The sequence below is a fragment of the Streptomyces sp. AK08-02 genome (assembly GCF_033795085.1).
GTDB classification, from domain to species: Bacteria; Actinomycetota; Actinomycetes; order Streptomycetales; family Streptomycetaceae; genus Streptomyces; species Streptomyces echiniscabiei.
Map to the genome: position 1 here is coordinate 332044 of NZ_JARAZV010000011.1, position 18839 is coordinate 350882.

At 72.5% G+C, this 18839-nt stretch carries 16 protein-coding genes; 8 read left to right on the forward strand and 8 right to left on the reverse strand.

Going from position 1 to position 18839, the window contains the following annotated elements; genetic code table 11:
• Nucleotides 1-94 precede the first annotated feature (94 nt).
• The 3 genes from PV734_RS24525 to PV734_RS24535 form a co-directional block, all read right to left on the reverse strand.
• On the reverse strand, nucleotides 95-607 hold the full coding sequence (locus tag PV734_RS24525) for a nuclear transport factor 2 family protein (protein WP_319096943.1): 513 nt from the start codon (nucleotides 605-607) through the stop codon (nucleotides 95-97).
• Nucleotides 604-1500: a dihydropteroate synthase gene (gene folP / locus PV734_RS24530; RefSeq protein ID WP_319096942.1), complete on the reverse strand. Its 897-nt coding sequence runs from the start codon at nucleotides 1498-1500 to the stop codon at nucleotides 604-606. Before folP ends, PV734_RS24525 begins: the two co-directional genes overlap by 4 nt.
• Before the next feature lie 169 nt (nucleotides 1501-1669).
• Complete coding sequence (locus PV734_RS24535) at nucleotides 1670-3478, reverse strand: phosphatidylglycerol lysyltransferase domain-containing protein (protein ID WP_319096940.1); 1809 nt, start codon at nucleotides 3476-3478, stop codon at nucleotides 1670-1672.
• A gap of 223 nt (nucleotides 3479-3701) precedes the next feature.
• Here PV734_RS24535 and PV734_RS24540 point away from each other — a divergent pair, with 223 nt between their 5' ends.
• The gene (locus PV734_RS24540) at nucleotides 3702-4823 is read left to right on the forward strand and encodes an alpha/beta hydrolase (RefSeq protein WP_319291858.1); all 1122 of its coding nucleotides are present in this window, start codon (nucleotides 3702-3704) and stop codon (nucleotides 4821-4823) included.
• A 123-nt stretch (nucleotides 4824-4946) separates the two neighbouring features.
• Nucleotides 4947-6290, forward strand: a complete 1344-nt coding sequence (locus tag PV734_RS24545) for a hypothetical protein (RefSeq protein ID WP_319291861.1) — start codon at nucleotides 4947-4949, stop codon at nucleotides 6288-6290.
• Nucleotides 6291-6326: 36 nt separating this feature from the next.
• Here PV734_RS24545 and PV734_RS24550 read toward each other — a convergent pair whose 3' ends face one another.
• Nucleotides 6327-7664, reverse strand: a complete 1338-nt coding sequence (locus PV734_RS24550; protein ID WP_319291863.1) for a PH domain-containing protein — start codon at nucleotides 7662-7664, stop codon at nucleotides 6327-6329.
• Nucleotides 7661-8188 (reverse strand): PH domain-containing protein, encoded by a 528-nt coding sequence (locus tag PV734_RS24555; RefSeq protein ID WP_319096936.1) that lies wholly within the window; start codon nucleotides 8186-8188, stop codon nucleotides 7661-7663. The genes PV734_RS24550 and PV734_RS24555 overlap by 4 nt, the downstream gene beginning before the upstream one ends.
• A 31-nt stretch (nucleotides 8189-8219) precedes the next feature.
• Here PV734_RS24555 and PV734_RS24560 point away from each other — a divergent pair, with 31 nt between their 5' ends.
• A complete protein-coding gene (locus tag PV734_RS24560; protein WP_319096935.1) occupies nucleotides 8220-9389 on the forward strand; it encodes an NADH-quinone oxidoreductase subunit D in 1170 nt (389 codons plus the stop codon).
• Between the two features lie 104 nt (nucleotides 9390-9493).
• On the opposite strand, the gene PV734_RS24565 is transcribed toward PV734_RS24560, so the two are convergent.
• The gene (locus PV734_RS24565; RefSeq protein ID WP_319291866.1) at nucleotides 9494-10507 is read right to left on the reverse strand and encodes an SAM-dependent methyltransferase; all 1014 of its coding nucleotides are present in this window, start codon (nucleotides 10505-10507) and stop codon (nucleotides 9494-9496) included.
• A 131-nt stretch (nucleotides 10508-10638) separates the two neighbouring features.
• Here PV734_RS24565 and PV734_RS24570 point away from each other — a divergent pair, with 131 nt between their 5' ends.
• Complete coding sequence (locus PV734_RS24570; RefSeq protein WP_319096933.1) at nucleotides 10639-11841, forward strand: sensor histidine kinase; 1203 nt, start codon at nucleotides 10639-10641, stop codon at nucleotides 11839-11841.
• A 59-nt stretch (nucleotides 11842-11900) separates the two neighbouring features.
• On the forward strand, nucleotides 11901-12575 hold the full coding sequence (locus tag PV734_RS24575) for a response regulator transcription factor (protein ID WP_319096931.1): 675 nt from the start codon (nucleotides 11901-11903) through the stop codon (nucleotides 12573-12575).
• Here PV734_RS24575 and PV734_RS24580 read toward each other — a convergent pair.
• A complete protein-coding gene (locus tag PV734_RS24580) occupies nucleotides 12568-13668 on the reverse strand; it encodes a DUF5937 family protein (protein ID WP_319096929.1) in 1101 nt (366 codons plus the stop codon). The two genes, PV734_RS24575 and PV734_RS24580, sit on opposite strands and share 8 nt — an antisense overlap.
• Nucleotides 13669-13724: 56 nt before the next feature.
• The gene (locus PV734_RS24585) at nucleotides 13725-14903 is read right to left on the reverse strand and encodes a threonine aldolase family protein (RefSeq protein ID WP_319096927.1); all 1179 of its coding nucleotides are present in this window, start codon (nucleotides 14901-14903) and stop codon (nucleotides 13725-13727) included.
• Between the two features lie 194 nt (nucleotides 14904-15097).
• On the opposite strand from PV734_RS24585, the gene PV734_RS24590 reads away from it, so the two are divergent.
• Genes PV734_RS24590 through PV734_RS24600 form a run of 3 tightly spaced genes read left to right on the forward strand, consistent with a single transcriptional unit; the run spans nucleotide 15098 to nucleotide 18839 of the window.
• Nucleotides 15098-16069 carry a Rossmann-like and DUF2520 domain-containing protein gene (locus PV734_RS24590; RefSeq protein WP_319291869.1) on the forward strand — a complete coding sequence of 324 codons (972 nt, stop codon included), beginning with the start codon at nucleotides 15098-15100 and terminating at the stop codon, nucleotides 16067-16069.
• Nucleotides 16066-17088 carry a pantoate--beta-alanine ligase gene (gene panC, locus PV734_RS24595; RefSeq protein WP_319096925.1) on the forward strand — a complete coding sequence of 341 codons (1023 nt, stop codon included), beginning with the start codon at nucleotides 16066-16068 and terminating at the stop codon, nucleotides 17086-17088. The genes PV734_RS24590 and panC overlap by 4 nt, the downstream gene beginning before the upstream one ends.
• On the forward strand, nucleotides 17085-18839 hold the full coding sequence (locus PV734_RS24600) for an L-aspartate oxidase (protein WP_319291872.1): 1755 nt from the start codon (nucleotides 17085-17087) through the stop codon (nucleotides 18837-18839). The genes panC and PV734_RS24600 overlap by 4 nt, the downstream gene beginning before the upstream one ends.

Consider the following 18839-nt stretch of genomic DNA (forward strand, 5'->3'; position numbering starts at 1 on the left):
CACGGGCTGGTAGCCGCACTTACCCCGTCTTCGTGATTCCAACCACGTTCGCCCGCGTTCGGCCACGATCGGCGGAGTTCGGCCCGGGCGGACGTCAGGAGAGGGTGTCGTCCTCTTCGTTCTCGGTGTCCTCGTCGTTCTCGGCGAGGACCGGGGAGGCGTGGTGCGACCAGAGTTTCCAGCCGACGGGGGTGCGGCGGAACACGTTGGTGGCGACGACCAGCTGGCCGACCAGCGGCCCCAGCTCGTCGCTGTCCTCGGGGGACGGTCCGCCGCTGAGGATGTTCTCGGTGCAGGTCACCAGGGCGGTGTCGCCGGTGACGGAGACATGCACGTCGGTCAGGAAGAACTGGATGTACTCGGTGTTGGCCATGATCAGCGCGTAGGAGCGGAGCACCTCGCCGCGTCCGGTCAGCACCGGCCAGCCCGGGTGTACGCAGGAGATCACCCCGGTGTCCGCCGGGTCGTGGTACTCCTCGTCGACGCCCAGGTCGGCGGGGGTCAGCCAGAGCGCGGACAACTCGTCGAAGTCGCCCTGTTCCAGTGCCTCGTAGAAGGCGGTGTTGGCGAGTTCGACCTGCTCGACGTCGGTGTGGGGCGCGCTCACCGGGTGCCCTCGGCGCTGCGGGCCGCTTCCGCGGCGCGGGCTTCCTCGACCGCGCGGGCGACCCGTACGGCGTCGGCGGTGGCGCGGACCTCGTGGACGCGGACCGCCCAGGCGCCCTGGTGGGCGGCGAGCGCGGAGACGGCGGCGGTGGCGGCGTCGCGCTCCCGCGCGGGCGGCGGGGCGCCCTCGGGGCCGGCCAGGACGCGGCCCAGGAACCGCTTCCGGGACGCGGCGACCAGGAGAGGGTGGCCCAGGCCGTGCAGCCGGTCGAGGTGGGCCAGTAGGGCCAGGTCGTGATCGGCGTCCTTGGAGTAGCCGAGACCCGGGTCCACCACGATCCGGTCGGGGGCGACACCGCCGGCCAGTACGGCGTCCACGCGCGCGTGCAGTTCGTCGACGACCTCGGAGACGACGTCCGCGTACACGCCCTTGACGTTGCCGCCCTCCAGGAAGCCACGCCAGTGCATGACGACGAAGGGGGCGCCCGTGTCCGCGACGAGGGGGATCATCGCGGGGTCCGCGAGGCCGCCGCTGACGTCGTTCACGAGGACGGCGCCGGCCGCGAGCGCCTGTTCGGCGACCGAGGCGCGCATGGTGTCGACGGAGACGCTGACGCCCTCGGCGGCGAGGCCGCGGACCACGGGGACGACGCGCTTGAGTTCCTCGGCCTCGTCGACGCGGGTGGCGCCGGGGCGGGTGGACTCGCCGCCTACGTCCACCAGGTCGGCGCCCTCGGTGACCAGGTCGAGGCCGTGCTTGACGGCGTTGGTCGTGTCGAACCAGCGGCCTCCGTCGGAGAAGGAGTCCGGGGTCACGTTCACGACGCCCATGACCGCGCAGCGGTCCCAGGCCGGGAGGCCGGTGACCCGGCCGCGTCCGCTGTGGTTGTTCATGCGTTCAGCGTAGGCCCCCGGCGGTTGGGCGGTTCTTGTCGGTGCGGGTGCGTTGTGGCTCGGGCCTTTGTTTCCCGCCCACCCGCCCGTCTCGGTCCGTCAATCGGATCGGTCGAAAAACATTCCCGGATCGGTCCGGCCCAGTCGTGGGGGTGTCCCCGTCCCGCCCTCACACCGCGCGCACCGTGCTCCTCTCCGCTGTCGCGTGGGCGCATGGGCGGGGGGTCTTGGTGCGGCGGCCGAGGATGCGGGGGAGGGCCAGGTTGACGAAGCCCTCTGCCTGCATGGCGGCGAGGCCGATGCGGGGCAGGTCGCTGGAGGTGCGGTAGACGACGAAGCGGGGTTCCCAGCGGGGGCGGAACTTGGCGTTGAACTTGTACAGGGACTCGATCTGGAACCAGCGGGAGAGGAAGACCAGCAGGCCACGCCAGGCGCGCAGGACCGGTCCGGCGCCGATCTTCTCGCCGCGGGCCAGTGCCGAGCGGAACATGGCGAAGTTGAGCGAGACACGGGCGACGCCCAGGCGGGGGGCGGCTTCCAGGGCGGCGACGATGAGGAGTTCGTTCATGCCGGGGTCGGCCGCGCGGTCGCGGCGCATCAGGTCGAGGGAGACGCCGTCGGGGCCCCAGGGCACGAAGTGCAGGATCGCCTTGAGGTCGCCGTAGGGGCCGGGCTGGTCGTCGGCCTTGTGGGCGGTGGCGATGAGGCAGTCGCCGTCGTCGGGGTCGCCGATGCGGCCCAGTGCCATGGAGAAGCCGCGTTCGGTGTCGGTGCCGCGCCAGGCCTCCGCGGCGAGCCGGATGCGCTCCAGCTCGTTCTCCCCGAGGTCACGGATGCGCCGTACCCGGGTTTCGTAGCCCGCGCGTTCGATGCGCTTGACCATCTGGCGCACGTTGCGCATCGCGCGCCCGGAGAGGGAGAAATCCGCGACGTCCACCACCGCCTCGTCGCCCAGTTCGAGGGCGTCGAGGCCGGTCTCGCGGGTCCAGACCTCGCCGCCGGTCTCGGAGCAGCCCATGACGGCGGGGGTCCAGGAGTGGGCCTTGGCCTCGTCCATGAAGCGTTCGATGGCGCCCGGCCAGGCCTCCACGTCGCCGATCGGGTCGCCGCTGGCGAGCATCACGCCGGAGACGACGCGGTAGGTGACGGCGGCCTTGCCGCTGGGGGAGAAGACGACCGCCTTGTCGCGGCGCAGTGCGAAGTGGCCGAGGGAGTCGCGGCGGCCGTGCTTGTCGAGCAGGACGCGCAGCCGGTCCTCGTCCTCCGGGGTCAGGTTGGCGGCCGGGTGTTCGGGCCGGAAGGCGAAGTAGATGGTGGTGAGGGCGGTCAGCAGGCCCAGGGCGCCGAGGGAGAAGCCGACCGTCCAGGAGGTGGGCCCGTCGTAGTCGACGGGGCCCTCGAAGCCGAACAGGCCGTACAGGACGTGGGTGATGCGGTCCGCGAGGCTCGGGTCGCCGTACATACGGTCGCCGTGCGCACTCACTATGACCAGCCCGAGCGCGAGCGAACCGGCGCTCATCAGCACGAAGTTGGTGAGCGCGCGCCAGCGGCTGCGCGGGTCGGGCAGGGCCGCGAACTCGGTGCGGTGGCGCAGCAGTGTCACCAGCAGGACTACGGAGATGACGAGCCCGACGAGTGAGTGCCGGTAGGCGAACTGGGCCACGGCGCCGGCCGGCAGCAGGGCCACGGCGGCGCGCCAGGCCCGGCGCTTGCGGCGCCTGAGGCCGTGCGCGAGCAGCAGCAGCAGGACGCCGGTGCTGAGCGAGAGCGCGGCGGCGAACGGGCCGAGCGCACCGGGCAGTACCTCGGCGAAGGTGTGCATCCGGCTGTGCCTGAACCGCGGGAAGACTCCCGCGGCGATGTCGACCAGGCCCACGAGCGCACAGGCCCGGGCGACGACGGCGGGGACGGCCTCGGGACGCGGACCGCGCAGTACGCGCCGCACTCGATGTGATCGTCCCGGAACCTCGCCCGACATTTCCCCATCTATCCTGACAGACATCGCATCCCGTAGTTCCGCGAGAGACCTGGAATCCGGAGCCAATCCGGCATCCGGCGACATTGCGCCCTCTAGGACGGTGTCTCAGGGGAAGAGGTTCACTCTTCCACGGAAAGCCGTGTCAAAGGACATCCAAAGCCCGGGGCAAGCCGCAGTGAAGTGAGCGGGGCGCCGCCGGCCGAGAGAGCGGGCAACTGCGGTCATGGGTCTCACGAGCAAGACGGTGCTGGCGCTGGCGATCCTGGCGGCCACCCTGCTGTTCATCGGCACGATCGTGTTCTGGGCCCGGCTGGCGCGCCGCAACTGGCGGGCGGTCGGCGGCCGGGCGCTGCTGCTGCTGGCCACCCAGGTCGCGGTGTTCGCCTCGGTCGGTCTCGCCGTCAACCAGAGTTTCGGTTTTTACGCCTCCTGGGACGACCTCCTGGGCAAGGAGACCGACCAGGGCGTGGTCGTCGACCAGAGCACCGGGCCGCACGGCGGCTTCCAGGTCCTGTCCACCCAGTCGGTGAGCGTGCCGGGCGGACACCTGCCCAGGGTCGGCGGTCAGATACAGAAGATCGGCATCGTCGGCAAGAAGACGGGCATCACCTCTCCGGCGTACGTCTATCTGCCGCCGGAGTACTTCCAGCCGCAGTACGCGAAGCGCACCTTCCCCGTGGTCGTCGTACTCACCGGCTATCCGGGGACCGCCAAGTCGCTCGTCACGAAGCTCGACTTCCCGGACACCGCGCACGAGTTGGCGAGGAAGGGCAGGGCGCAGCCGATGATCCTGGTGATGCTGCGGCCGACCGTGGCGCCGCCCCGGGACACCGAGTGCGTGAACGTGCCGGGCGGGCCGCAGACGGAGACGTTCTTCGCCCGGGACCTGCCCGCGGCCGTCGCCGGGCACTACCGGGTGGGGCCGAGGCCGGGCGGCTGGGGCATCATCGGCGACTCGACGGGCGGCTACTGCGCGCTGAAGCTGGCGATGCACCACCCGCGCGTGTACACGGCGGCGGTGGGGCTGTCGCCGTCCTACAAGGCGCCGATCGACGCCACCACGGGAGACCTCTTCCAGGGCGACAAGCATCTGAAGCGCCAGGCGGACCTGGAGTGGTACATCAAGCACATGCCGCCGCCGGACGTCTCCCTGCTGGTCACCACCAGCAGGCACGGAGAGGCCAACTACGGTCCGACGATGCGGTTCGTGGACCTGGTCAAGACGAAGTCCCCGACGAGGATCTCGACGATCGTCCTGGAGAGCGGCGGCCACAACTTCAACACCTGGCGGCGGGAGATCCCCGGTTCGCTGGAGTGGCTGAGTCAGCGGCTGACGGAGCGCTGAGGTCCGGCGCGGGCCGCGAGGGCGTCGAACCGAGGCGCCCCAAGGGCTGTGCAGGGTTTCGGACTGCTGTGTTTTTACCGGGCGGGGCACCAAGATTCGCCTACGCGCGGTAAGTTTCTGGCCATGCCACGTGGACGTCACCGCCATTCACCACCTCTGCACCGGCTGCTGCCTCCTGCGGCGATCGCGGGCGTCTCGCTCGTCTGCGCCCTGGGGCCATGGGTGTTCACGGATACCGGCGTCCTGCGAGTGGTCGCCGCGTTCGCCGCGGCGATCACGGTCGTGGGCGCGGCCGTCATGCGCCGCTGGGACGGCGAGGCGGGCAAGCAGGTCGCCGACCTCACGCGCGCGCGTGCGGGCGACGACTGGCGTCACGAGGAGCGCGTCGCCGAACTGGAGACCGACCTGGAGGAGTCCCGCGAGCTGCGCGTCAAGCTGGAGCAGAAGCTGCGCGCGAAGCGGGCCGAACTCCAGGGCCTGCGCAACGAGCACGCGGCGCTGCTGCGGCGGTACGCCACCGCGGAGACCGAGCGGGCCAGCGCGCTGGAGGGCAGGCGGCTGCTGGAGCTGGAGGCCGCGGTGTCTGATCAGGACGCGGACGCGGAGGGGGACGGCGACACCGGCATCGGCATCGACGCTGACACCGCCGCGAGTACGGACGTCGAGGTGAAGGCGGCCGGGTCCGGCGATTCGGCGGACGTGCTGGACGGGGACGACGCGGTGGACTCCGACGCCGCCGCGCTGGACGCGGCCGCGGCCGGGGTGTCGGCGGCGCTGGGCGCGGTCGGCGCGCAGTCCCCTGACGACGCCGACGACGCCGACGACGGCGAGTCCTCGGTGGCGGGGGAGGTCCCGGCGGCGTCGGCGATCTTCTCCCCCGAGGGTTCGTCGCTGTTCCTGCGGGCACGGGCGGCGCTGGCCAGGTTCGACGGTGAGGCGCCCGCGAAGGCCGAACCGGCCCTGGCCGCCGCGAAGACGTCCGCGGAGGCCTCGGGGCCCGCCACGGTCTCCGACGGCCCCGCCGTCGCCGAGTCGGAGGCCGTACGGGAGGACGAGGCGAAGGGGAAGCCCGAGGCGGCCCGCGGGCATTCGCGCGCCGCCTCCACTCCCGCCGAGACGAAGCCCGCCAAGCCCTTGCGCGGAACCGGCCACTACACCGTGCCGACCGCCGTGGCCGTCGTACCGGCCAGCGCGCCCCTGCGCAGGCCGACCGCCGAGGGCGGGTTCGACTTCTTCGGTACGCAGAAGGAGACGGCTTCGGCCGCGCTGGAGGCCGTGCAGAACGAGGACCTCGCCGATGTCGTCGGGCAGGAGGCGCTCGCCCTGCACAAGGCGGAGTCCGAGGGCCGGTTCAAGCCCGCGGACGAGGCGTCGCGCGGGGTTGGCATCGGTCAGGTGATCGACCTGACGGCACACGACGAGACCGAGCAGATCGACCTGCAGGGACTGCGCAGCGCGGTTTCCTGACGGCCGGTCACCACCGCCCGCCCGTACGCCTGCCTGTTAGGCCATCCACCGGTCCGGCAGCGCGTCCCGCCGTCCCGTCCGTGACCGCTCCGCCTGCCCGCGCAGCAGCTCCGCGGCCTCCTGGGCGTCCCGTAGACCGGCTGTGACGGTCTTGTTGGCCCCCGTGTCCACATGGACGTCCGCGAGGCCCTTGAAGCGCGCCCAGGGCCCCTGCTCCAGCCGTACGCTCTGGACCTTGGCGTGCGGCACCAGGGACAGGTTGCGGCGCAGCAGTCCGTGCCGGGAGACGAAGACGCTGTCGGTGACGGCTATGCCGTAGCCACGCCACCAGAACGGCAGGCACCAGCCCGCCCGGCGCGGCGGACGCGAGAGCGCGGCGGGCACCGTCACCCCGGGCAGTACCTGGCCTATCAACGTCTCCGCGATCTCGCGCGGAGCCACCGGCACCAGCACCGAGTTCGACGAGCCCGCCACGTCCAGCTCCACCCGGACCCAGCCGCGCCGCCGCCAGAGCAGCGGCTCCACGATCCGTACGGTCTGCACGCGCCCCGGCGGCACCGTCTCGTGGGTGCGGTCCAGGAGGCCGTGGTCGATGCGCAGCCCGTCCGGGGACTCGCCGACCGTCCAGTCGTACTCGTTGATGAACCGTCCCACGCTGCTCGCGCCCGCCGCGCCGAGCAGCGGGACGCCGGTCGCGAGCACTGTCCACAGGCTGTGGGTGGCGAACCAGAGGAACGGCGGTACGACCAGTGCGGCGGCCAGGGAGCCCCAGGTCGCGCCGGTCAGCACCAGGGATACGGCGAGCACGCGCGCGGGGACGTGCAGCAGCTGCCGGGACGGCGCCTCGCCCACCTCGTGCGCGGTCTCGGGCGCGAACCCGGCCGCGCGGGCGAGCAGTTCGGCCCGCAGAGCACGCGCGTGCCCCTCGCCCAGATACGCCAGCTCGTCCTTCTTGTCCGTCCCCACCACGTCCAGCTTGAGCTTGGCGACGCCTGCTATCCGGGCCAGCAGCGGCTGGGTGATGTCGACGGCCTGGATGCGTTCGAGCCGGATGTGCGCGGTGCGCCGGAACAACAGGCCGGTACGGATGCGCAGTTCGTTGTCGGTCACCGCGAAGTGGGTGAACCACCAGGTCAGAAAGCCGTACAGGGCGCCGCCGACCAGGCATACGGCGAGGCCGAGCAGCAGGGTCGTGGTCGTCAGCCGGGTCAGCTGCCGCTGCGCCTGGTCGGGGTCGTGCACGGCCCACCCGATGAGCAAGGCGACCGGCGCCCACGCCCGCCGGAGCGGGGTGACGGGATGCAGCCGCTGCTCGACGACCGGCGGTCTGCCGGCCTCTGTGGGTACGTCCGTCTCGGCGTCGGGGGTCGTCACAGCCCCGCCGATCGGGCCTGGCCGAGCTCGGTGAGCCGGTCCCGCAGCCGTTCCGCCTCGGCCGGTTCCAGGCCGGGGATGAGTGCGTCGCTCGCGGCGGCGGCCGTGTGCAACTGCACGCCGGCCAGCCCGAAGTGCCGTGCGACGGGCCCCGACGTCACCTCGACCAGCTGCATCCGCCCGTACGGCACGATCGTCTCCTGGCGCCACAGCACGCCCTTGCTGATCAGCAGGTCGTCGGCGCGCTCGGCGTACCGCCAGGAGGCCCAGTTGCGGCCCAGCATCCGCCAGCCCCACAGCAGCAGGCCGAGCGGCAGCAGCGCGAAGGCCGCCCAGGCGGGACCGGCGAGCAGACCGGGCAGCAGCCCGGCACCGAGCGTCAGCGACCCCAGCCAGACCACCAGCAGCAGTCGGCGCATCCGCAGCAGGTCCCTCGGCAGCGCCCTCCACACCGGCTCGTCGTGCTGCCCGTCGTGCGGTTCGCCTCGCGTTTCGCCCGTGGTCTCCGGGCTCCCCGTCTCCATGGCGCAAGCGTACGTACGACAGACTGTGTCCATGAGTCCCTCGACGGAGACCACGGCGCCCACCGAGACGATCGTCGGAATCGGCGGCGCCGCGGAGAGCACCGACATGGTGCTCAACATCGGGCCACAGCACCCGTCCACGCACGGCGTGCTGCGGCTGCGGCTCGTGCTCGACGGCGAGCGGATCCAGCACGCGGAGCCGGTGATCGGCTATATGCACCGCGGCGCGGAGAAGCTCTTCGAGGCGCGCGACTACCGTCAGATCATCATGCTGGCCAATCGGCACGACTGGCTGTCGGCGTTCTCCAACGAGCTGGGCGTGGTCCTCGCCGTGGAGCGGATGCTCGGTATGGAGGTCCCCACGCGCGCGGTGTGGACGCGCACGCTGCTCGCGGAGCTGAACCGGGTGCTCAACCATCTGATGTTCCTGGGCTCGTACCCGCTGGAGCTGGGCGGGATCACCCCGATCTTCTACGCCTTCACGGAACGCGAGGAACTCCAGCACGTCATGGAGGAGGTCTCCGGCGGGCGTATGCACTACATGTTCAACCGCGTGGGGGGCCTCAAGGAGGACCTGCCCGCGGGATGGGCGACACGCGCGCGTGCGGCCGTCTCGTCCGTGCGCTCGCGCATGGACCGGTTCGACGACCTGGTGCTCGGCAACGACATCTTCCGGGGCCGCACGCGCGGCGTGGGCGCGCTCTCGGCGGAGGCCGTGCACGCGTACGGCGTGAGCGGGCCGATCGCGCGTGCCTCGGGTGTCGACTTCGACCTGCGCCGGGACGAGCCGTATCTGGCGTACGGCGAGCTCCAGGACACCCTGAAGGTCGTCACCCGGCAGGAGGGCGACTGCCTCGCCCGCTTCGAGTGCCTCCTGGAGCAGACGTACAACGCGCTCGACCTGGCCGACGCCTGCCTCGACCGCCTCGCCGAACTGCCGCCCGGCCCGATCAACCAGCGGCTGCCGAAGGTCCTGAAGGCGCCCGAGGGTCACACGTACGCGTGGACCGAGAACCCCCTCGGCATCAACGGCTACTACCTCGTCAGCAAGGGCGAGAAGACCCCGCACCGGCTGAAGCTGCGCTCGGCCTCCTACAACAACATCCAGGCGCTGGCGGTCCTGCTGCCCGGGACGCTGGTCGCGGACATGGTGGCGATCCTGGGGTCTCTGTTCTTCGTGGTCGGGGACATCGACAAGTAGCTCCGGGGCCCGCGAAGCGGGTCCTCAGAGAAGCGGGTCCTCAGAGAAGCGGGTCCTCAGAGAAGCGGGTCCTCAGAGAAGCGGGTCCTCAGAGAAGCGGGTCCTCAGAGAAGCGGGTCGGCGATTCCCCTCGGCTCCACCAGCCACCCGAAGTCCCCGAGGCCGCCCGTCGCCGTCAGCTCGGCGGCCTCCCCGGCGCCCGCCAGGGCCCTTACGTAGGCCGCGGGGTCCGTGGAGGCCAGGGACAGCGCGGGGCGCCCGCCGGCCACCCCGAGGGCGTGCAGGGACTCCCGCTGGGTCAGCAGCCGTGCCCCCGGCCCCGCGCAGGCGTCCAGCGCCACATGGGCCGTCAGATCGCACGAACCGTCCGGCACGGGCGCGCTCTCGCGTCCGGCCCGGAAGCCGGTGAGCGTCCCGAAGGGCGGCCGGGCGCCGGCGGTGTGCGCGTAGTCGACGGCGACGGCGAGCCCCCGCTCGACGGCGGCCCGGGCGGCGGCCCAGGCGGTGTCCCTGGGGAGCCCGATCTCGGCCCGAAGCCCCGGCTCCGGCGGCAACGGCCACCACCGCGCCAGCCACTCCACATCGGCTCCGGAGACCGGTTCCCCGAGCCGCTCGGTCCCGTCCCGTCGTACGAGAACCCGGCGCGCCACGCCCTCGGGGTCGACCTCCGCCACCTCCACGGGGACGTTGTCCAGCCACTCGTTGGCGAACAGCAGGCCGGTGAGGCCGGCGGGGGGCTCGGTCAGCCACTCGACGCGGTGATCGAGGTCCGCGGGCCGGTCGGCCAGCTCGACGGCGTACCCGCGCGCGCGGGCGGCCACTTCCGGGGGCAGGGCCGCGAGGACACCGGTCACGAGCTCGCCCCGGCCCGCGCCCATGTCGACGAAGCCGAGCGACGCGGGCCGGCCGAGCGCCTCGTCGACCCGGCACAGCAGCCGCGCCACCGCGCCGGCGAAGAGCGGCGACGCGTGGACGGACGTACGGAAGTGCCCGGCGGGGCCCTCCGGCCTGCGGTAGAACCCGTGTTCGCCGTAGAGCGCCTCCTGTGTCGCCGCCCGCCAGCCACGCCACTCGCCCGCTGTGCCGCCCGTCACCGCGCCCGCCGTCTCTCCTGCCACGAGGCCAGGCTAGGGCCCTGACCCCCGCCAGCCAGGGGAGAGGGTCTCCACCTTGCGGAGTACACCGGGCCGTTGCGGATCGACCCTCCGGTTGACCCCTGCACGCACAACGCTTCCCTACGCTGGGTTACGTGCAACGCGTCTATGACTTCCTCCGCAGACACCCGACATGGGTCGACGGCTCCTGGGCCGTCTTCCTGTTCGGGATCTCCATGCTGAGCGGAGCCGTCCAGAACGACACTCCGGGTGCCGGGTCCCCGGCGGCGACCGGCGTTCTGACCCTCCTGCTGTGCCTGGTGATCGCCCTGCGCCGGCGTATGCCCGAGCAGATGCTCGTGCTGGCCGCCGTGGTGGGGGTGGCGCAGCTGGCTCTGGACGTCCAGATCGTGGCCGCCGACTTCGCCCTGCTGGTGATCGTCTACACCGTGGCGGTGAGCGGACCCCGCTGGGCCTCACGGTTCGCGCTGATCGGTGGCCTGTGCGCGTCCCCGCTGGCCCAGTTGCGCTGGCCGGAGAAGGAATCGAGCACCGCGGGCAATCTCGCCCTGATGGTCTTCCTGGCGGTTCCGTTCGCCCTCGCCTGGGTGCTCGGTGACTCGTTGCGCACCCGTCGCGCCTACTTCGCCCAGCTGGAGGAGCGCGCCGCCCGCCTGGAGAAGGAGCGCGAGGCGCAGGCCAAGGTCGCGGTCGCCGCCGAGCGTGCCCGGATCGCCCGCGAGCTGCACGACGTCGTCGCGCACAACGTCTCCGTGATGGTGGTCCAGGCCGACGGCGCCGCCTACGTCCTCGACACCGCCCCCGAACAGGCGAAGAAGGCCCTGGAGACCATCTCCGGGACCGGCCGTCAGGCCCTCGCCGAGATGCGCCGGCTGCTCGGCGTCCTGCGCACCGGCGAGCACCAGGAGGGCTGCGAGTACGTTCCGCAGCCGGACGTCGAGCAGCTCGACGAGCTGATCGAGCAGTGCCGTACCTCGGGCCTGCCCGTCGACTACAGGGTCGAGGGCACCCCGCGTCCGCTGCCCAGCGGCGTGGAGCTGACGGCGTACCGCATCGTGCAGGAGGCGCTCACCAACACCCGCAAGCACGGCGGTCCGAACACCGGAGCGAGCGTGCGTCTGGTCTACTTCGACGACGGTCTCGGCCTGCTCGTCGAGGACGACGGCAAGGGCGCCCCGCACGAGCACTACGAGGAGGGCGGCGTCGACGGACAGGGACACGGGCTGATCGGTATGCGCGAGCGGGTCGGCATGGTGGGCGGCACCCTGGACGCGGGTCCGCGCCCGGGCGGCGGCTTTCGCATCAGCGCCCTGTTGCCGCTCAAACCCGCTCATTGACACGTGCACGTTCGATCGACGCATTGATGTTCGAGACGTACCGACCGGAGGACCCCACCATGCACATCCGTGTGATGCTCGTCGACGACCAGGTGCTGCTGCGCACCGGGTTCCGGATGGTGCTCGACGCCCAGCCGGACATGGAGGTCGTCGCGGAGGCGGGCGACGGCGTGGAGGCCCTCCAGGTGCTGCGGGAGACCGAGGTCGACGTGGTGCTGATGGACGTACGCATGCCGAAGCTCGACGGGGTGGAGACCACCCGGCGCATCTGCCAGGGCGACAACCCGCCCAAGGTGCTGATCCTGACCACCTTCGACCTCGACGAGTACGCCTTCTCCGGGCTGAAGGCGGGCGCCTCCGGTTTCATGCTCAAGGACGTGCCGCCCGGCGAACTCCTCACCGCCATCCGCTCCGTGCACAGCGGCGACGCGGTCGTGGCCCCCTCGACGACCCGGCGGCTCCTCGACCGCTTCGCGCCCATGCTGCCGAGCACCGGCAAAGAGCCGCAGTACAAGGAGCTGGAACGGCTCACGGGCCGGGAGCGCGAGGTCATGATCCTGGTCGCCCAGGGCCTGTCGAACGGCGAGATCGCGGCCCGGCTGGTGCTGTCGGAGGCGACCGTGAAGACCCACGTGGGCCGCATCCTGACCAAGCTGGGGCTGCGGGACCGGGTCCAGGTCGTCGTCCTCGCCTACGAGACGGGGCTCGTGCGGGCGGGCGGGGCCACTACCTGAGGATGCCCTCCAGGAAGTCGCTGCCCAGCCGGGCCACCATCGTCACGTCCAGTTGATGCAGGACGTACCGGCCGCGCCGGCGGGTGGTGGTCAGGCCGGCCTTTCTCAGGACGGCGAGATGCCGGGATATCTCGGGTGCCGTCATGTTGTGCGTCCGCGCCAGCTCGGTCGTCGTGAACGAGCTGCGGGCCAGCTGCCGGCACAGTCGCATCCGCACCGGGTGGGACAGCGCGGTCAGGCGCAGGCCGAGCTGCTCGACCGAGGGCGGGGCCGCCAGCTCGGGGGAGCCCGCCGGGTAGTGCAGGACCGGCTGCCAGCCGAACCGGTGCAGGACCATCAGATGGGGCCAGCCCAGGCTCGTCGGGACGAGCAGAAGACTGCCGGCCGCCGTCGTGTGGCCGTTGCCCAGCTTGTCGACGGTGATCAGGCCCGCCGCCTCGTCGAGCGTGACCGCCGACGACACCGCTGCCAGCGCCTCCGGCAGACCCTTGCGGTGCAGAAGGTCCGTCTTGTGCCGGGCGTCCGCCATGAGCTGCGGCTGCAGTCGGGACCAGGTCTCGGCGAAGAAGGCCTCCTCGCAGTCCACCAGCAGCTGTCGCAGCCAGGCGCGGATGAGGGGCGGGTCGTCCAGCAGGCGCCTGGTGAACCGGAGCTGACGAGGCCCCCGTGAGACGGCCAGATCCAGGGCCCGCCGACGAGCCCCGGGGTCGGTGAGCGCCCCGGCGCCCTGCTCGTCGTACGGCAGCGCGCAGGTGAACTCCAGGCAGGCGTCCACGAACTGTTCGTCCGTCAACCGGTCCAGCTGGTCGAGTTCCGCGTCGAGCGTGCCGGCGGGCAGCGTGCCCGCGCCCAGGCCCGCGTACGGCAGGAAGATGTCCGGGAACGTGGAGCGCCACAGGAAGTCGGCCTCGCACATCCGGTCGGCCAGATGCGGGTCGAGCCCGGCGGTCACTCCCGTCGCCCAGCCCTGCAGGCGGGGGTGGTGCCCCGGTTCGGTCAGCGCGTGCAGCGCCATGCCGAGCTCGGCCAACGGGGACGGCACGACGCTGATCCGCTCCCGCCCCAGCCCGCACACGTCGATGCTCACGCTCATGTCCACATGGTGCACCCCGCCACTGACAACGCCGCCGCGAAGACCCCCACGGGTTCCTACAGGCGCGCCACGAACCCCTTCACCGCCGCCCGCACGTCCCGTGCCGTCCACTCCAGGCCGGTGGCACGGACGAACACCTCCGTGACCGCGAGGCCCGGGCCGCCGCGGGCCCACTCGTTGGCGAACAGGAGGGTCTTCGTCTCCTCGCCCTGCCGGATCGCGGCCTCCACGACGGCCTCGCGGTCGTACGGCAGCCAGACCTGGAACTCGTTCGTGTGCGGCACCTCCGGGTGGACGCGCGACCACGGAACCCCGGCCGCCGCGAAGCCCTCCCGCAGCGCGGCGGCGACCACGCGCGCGTGCGCCACGTACTCCGGGAGGCGGGGCAGTTCGCGGTCCAGGCCGACGAGAGCGGACAGGACGGTGGGGAACTGCTGGAAGACCGCGCCGCCGTACCGGTGCCGCCAGGCCTTCGCCTCCTCGACGAGGGTCCCGGGACCGGCCAGGACGGCGCCGCCGTAACCGTCGAGGGACTTGTAGAGGGACACGTAGACGCTGTCCGCGAGGCCCGCTATCTCGTCCAGGGGGCGGCCGAAGTGGGTGGTGGACTCCCACAGACGGGCCCCGTCGAAGTGCACCACCGCGTCGCGTTCCCGGGCCGCCGCGACCACCTCGGACAGTTCCTCCCAGGTGGGCAGCACGAAACCCGCGTCCCTGAGGGGCAGTTCCAGCATCAGCGTCCCGAACGGCTCGTCGAAGTCGCGGACCTCGTCGGCCGTCGGCATCCTCGGCTCGCTCGTCACCCGGAGCGGGCGCAACGCGCTGACCGTGCTGAACGCGTTCCGCTCGTGCATTTCCGGGTGGGCGAGCGCGTGCAGTGCCACGGCCGGGTTGCCGGTGCGGCCCGCCCAGCAACGCAGGGCCACCTGCTGGGCCATCGTGCCGGTCGGGAAGAACGCGGCGGCCTCCTTGCCGAGCAGTCCGGCGACCCGCTTCTCCAGGGTCTCGACGATCCCGCCGCCGTAGATGTCGGACGGCTCGTCCAGGTCGTACGACTCCCGCGCCTCGTCCAGCAGCGCCAGCCGCTGCCCGATCGTCTCCAGGAACCCAGGGCGCGCCAGGACCCGTTCGGCTCCCCGCAGCGCCGCCCGGCGCCGGAGCCGCTGCGCGTCCCTGTCGTGTTCCTGGCCGGGGCTTTCGCCCGGTGTCCCGCCCTCGTCCGCCGTATCGCTCATGCCCGGGATCATCCCGCGCGCGGGACCGGACGGTCACATGGATTTGCGCGAGACCCGCGCACGGAGGGCGGCCGGGCGCCCACAGCCTGTGGACAACCGGACGCCCGTCGGACCAATCGCGTTAACATGACGAGAAATCGTCCGGTACATCGTCCGGTACCCCGAGCGGACTGGAACGGGAAGGCCGTCGTCGAGTGAGTACATTCCAACAGGCAGACCCCAGGGACCGCCCCGCCCGGCTCACCGTCGGCGTGATCGGCGCCGGACGCGTGGGCCCCGCGCTGGCCGCGGCCCTGCAACTCGCCGGCCACCGTCCGGTGGCCGTCTCCGCGGTCTCCGACGCCTCCGTCCGCAGAGCCGCGCAACTGCTCCCGGACGTGCCCGTCGTGTCGCCCGCCCAGGTCATGGCCCACGCCGACCTGGTCCTGCTGACCGTCCCCGACGACGCCCTGCCCGGCCTCGTGGAGGGACTCGCCGAGACCGGCGCCGTACGCCCGGGACAGCTGCTCGTGCACACCTCCGGGCGGTACGGCGCGAAGGTCCTGGACCCCGCCCTGCGGGTCGGCGCGCTGCCCCTGGCCCTGCACCCCGCCATGACGTTCACCGGCACCGCCGTCGACGTCCAGCGGCTCGCCGGGTGCTCCTTCGGGGTCACCGCGCTCCCCGAGCTGCGGCTGGCCGCCGAAGCCCTCGTCATCGAGATGGGCGGCGAGCCCGAATGGATCGCCGAGGAGAGCCGCCCGCTCTACCACGCGGCCCTCGCCCTGGGCGCGAACCACCTGGTCACCCTGGTCGCCGAGTCCATGGAGCTGCTGCGCGCGGCCGGCGTCGACGCCCCCGACCGGATGCTCGGCCCACTGTTGGGCGCCGCCCTGGACAACGCGCTGCGCTCCGGGGACGCGGCGCTCACCGGGCCCGTCGCGCGCGGGGACGCGGGGACCGTCGCCGCGCATGTCGCGGAGCTGCGCAAGCACTCCCCGCAGAGCGTCCCCGCCTACCTGGCGATGGCCCGCGCCACCGCCGACCGCGCCCTCGCGCACGGCCTGCTCAAGCCGGAACTGGCCGAGGACCTTCTCGGGGTACTCGCGGGGAGCACCAGCCCGCCCGCGAACCCCGACAGCACCGACAGCACCGACAGCACCGACAGCGACGGGGGAGAGCGATGAGCGGCCGTTTCTGGGGAATCCTGTCCGACACCGACGACCTGGCGGACGCCCACGGCCACATCGGCGTGCCGGGACACAACGCCGTCGTCATGACCATGGGCGCCCTCCACGAAGGCCACGCCACCCTGATCCGGGCCGCCCGCGAACACGTCGGCCCCAAGGGCTTCGTGACCGTCACCGTCTTCGTGAACCCCCTCCAGTTCGGCAGGGGCGAGGACCTCGACCGCTACCCGCGCACCCTCGACGCCGACGTCCAACTCGCCGAACAGGCGGGCGCGGACGCCGTGTTCGCCCCCTCCGTCGAGGAGGTCTACCCCGGCGGCGAACCCCAGGTGCGGATCAGCGCGGGTCCCATGGGGGAGCGGTTGGAGGGCGCCACCCGCCCCGGGCACTTCGACGGCGTCCTCACCGTCGTCGGCAAGCTGCTCCACCTCACCCGGCCCGACGTGGCCTTCTTCGGCCAGAAGGACGCCCAGCAGCTCGCGATGATCCGCCGGATGGTCCGCGACCTGAACTTCGGCGTGGAGATCGTCGGCGTCCCGACCGTCCGTGAGGCCGACGGCCTGGCGCTGTCCAGCCGCAACCGCTATCTGTCCCCGGAGGAGCGGCGCACGGCGCTCGCGCTCTCCCAGGCCCTGTTCGCCGGCAGTGACCGGCACGCCGCCCAGGAGGCGCTGCGCGCGCGGGCCCGCGAGGTGCCCGCCACGCGCGCGCGTGCCCAGGCGCTCAGCGCGATCGGCGAATCCCGCGCCGCCGCCGACGCGCACGCCGTCGCGAAGGTCCCCGGCGGCGGCCCCGCCGCCGTCCGGGCCGCCGCCCGCCTCCTGCTGGACGACGCGGCCCGCCTGCGGCCCCCGCTGGTCCTCGACTACCTCGCCCTGGTCGACCCCGCCGACTTCACCGAGATCCCGGACGACTTCACGGGCGAAGCCGTCCTCGCCGTCGCAGCCAAGGTCGGGACGACCCGGCTGATCGACAACATCCCTCTCCATTTCGGAACCCCCGGAGCCGCCTCGTGAGCACCACAGGCCCCACCGCCGACACCTCCACCGGTATACGGCTGCACGCCCCAGCCCCAGGCTGGGCCCTGACCGCGGACGTCGTGGTCGTCGGCTCCGGTGTCGCCGGGCTCACCGCGGCCCTGCGCTGCGACGCGGCCGGCCTCAGGACGGTCGTCGTCACCAAGGCCCGCCTCGACGACGGCTCCACCCGCTGGGCCCAGGGCGGCATCGCGGCGGCCCTGGGCGAGGGCGACACCCCCGAACAGCACCTGGACGACACCCTGGTGGCCGGCGCGGGCCTGTGCGACGAGGAGGCCGTACGGATCCTCGTCACGGAGGGACCCGACGCCGTACGGCGGCTCATCGAGACCGGCGCCCACTTCGACGAGTCCTCCGAGGGCGGACTGGAACTGACCCGCGAGGGCGGCCACCACCGCCGCCGGATAGCGCACGCGGGCGGCGACGCGACCGGCGCGGAGATCTCCCGCGCCCTCGTCGAGGCCGTCCGCGCGCGGGGACTGCGCACGGTCGAGAACGCCCTCGTCCTGGACCTCCTCACGGACGCCGACGGCCGTACGGCCGGCGTGACCCTGCACGTCATGGGAGAGGGCCAGCACGATGGAGTGGGCGCCGTCCACGCGCCCGCCGTGGTCCTCGCCACCGGCGGCATGGGCCAGGTCTTCTCGGCGACCACCAACCCGTCCGTGTCGACCGGCGACGGCGTCGCCCTCGCCCTGCGCGCCGGCGCCGAGGTCAGCGACCTGGAGTTCGTCCAGTTCCACCCCACGGTGCTCTTCCTGGGCGCCGACGCCGAGGGCCAGCAGCCGCTCGTCTCCGAGGCGGTACGCGGTGAGGGCGCCCATCTCGTCGACGCCGACGGCGTGCGCTTCATGACCGGCCAGCACGAACTCGGCGAACTCGCGCCCCGGGACATCGTCGCCAAGGGCATCATGCGGCGCATGCAGGAACTGGGAGCCGAACACATGTTCCTGGACGCCCGGCACTTCGGCGCCCACATGTGGGAGAACCGCTTCCCGACGATCCTCGCCTCCTGCCGCGCCCACGGCATCGACCCGGTCACCGAACCCGTCCCGGTCGCCCCGGCCGCCCACTACGCCTCCGGAGGCGTCCGCACCGACTCCCGGGGCCGCACGACCGTCCCCGGCCTGTACGCGTGCGGAGAGGTCGCCTGCACCGGCGTCCACGGCGCCAACCGGCTGGCCTCCAACTCCCTCCTGGAGGGCCTGGTCTACGCCGAGCGCATCGTCGCCGACATCACCGAGGCCCACGCCGGAGACGGCCTCCACGCGCGCGTGCCCGCACCCGTCCCGCACCCCGAGAAGCCCGCGCACCCGCTGCTCGCGCCCGAGGCCCGCTTCGCGATCCAGCGCATCATGACCGAGGGGGCAGGCGTCCTGCGCTCCGCCGACTCCCTGGACACCGCCGCGGCGGCGCTCCAGCGGCTGCACGCGGACGCCCGCGACGCCCTCGACGAGAACGGCAAGACCGCCGAGCCCGGCGTCGACACCTGGGAGTCCACCAACCTCCTGTGCGTGGCCCGCGTCCTGGTCACCGCCGCCCGGCTCCGCGAGGAGACCCGCGGCTGCCACTGGCGCGAGGACCACGCCGAGCGCGACGACACGACCTGGCACCGCCACATCGTCCTACGGCTGAATCCCGACCGGACGCTGGCCGTACACACCACCGACACCGCAGACTTCCCCCCGACCCGGCATCATCAGCCGGAGCACCGTCCCCAGGAGCAGTGA

Bases quoted from the DNA above. Each gene is read 5' to 3' on its own strand.
- folP (WP_319096942.1), bottom strand. From the start codon at position 1,500: ATGAACAACCACAGCGGACGCGGCCGGGTCACCGGCCTCCCGGCCTGG.
- PV734_RS24535 (WP_319096940.1), bottom strand. From the start codon at position 3,478: ATGTCGGGCGAGGTTCCGGGACGATCACATCGAGTGCGGCGCGTACTG.
- PV734_RS24540 (WP_319291858.1), top strand. From the start codon at position 3,702: ATGGGTCTCACGAGCAAGACGGTGCTGGCGCTGGCGATCCTGGCGGCC.
- PV734_RS24545 (WP_319291861.1), top strand. From the start codon at position 4,947: ATGCCACGTGGACGTCACCGCCATTCACCACCTCTGCACCGGCTGCTG.
- PV734_RS24555 (WP_319096936.1), bottom strand. From the start codon at position 8,188: ATGGAGACGGGGAGCCCGGAGACCACGGGCGAAACGCGAGGCGAACCG.
- PV734_RS24560 (WP_319096935.1), top strand. From the start codon at position 8,220: ATGAGTCCCTCGACGGAGACCACGGCGCCCACCGAGACGATCGTCGGA.
- PV734_RS24575 (WP_319096931.1), top strand. From the start codon at position 11,901: ATGCACATCCGTGTGATGCTCGTCGACGACCAGGTGCTGCTGCGCACC.
- PV734_RS24580 (WP_319096929.1), bottom strand. From the start codon at position 13,668: ATGAGCGTGAGCATCGACGTGTGCGGGCTGGGGCGGGAGCGGATCAGC.
- PV734_RS24585 (WP_319096927.1), bottom strand. From the start codon at position 14,903: ATGAGCGATACGGCGGACGAGGGCGGGACACCGGGCGAAAGCCCCGGC.
- panC (WP_319096925.1), top strand. From the start codon at position 16,066: ATGAGCGGCCGTTTCTGGGGAATCCTGTCCGACACCGACGACCTGGCG.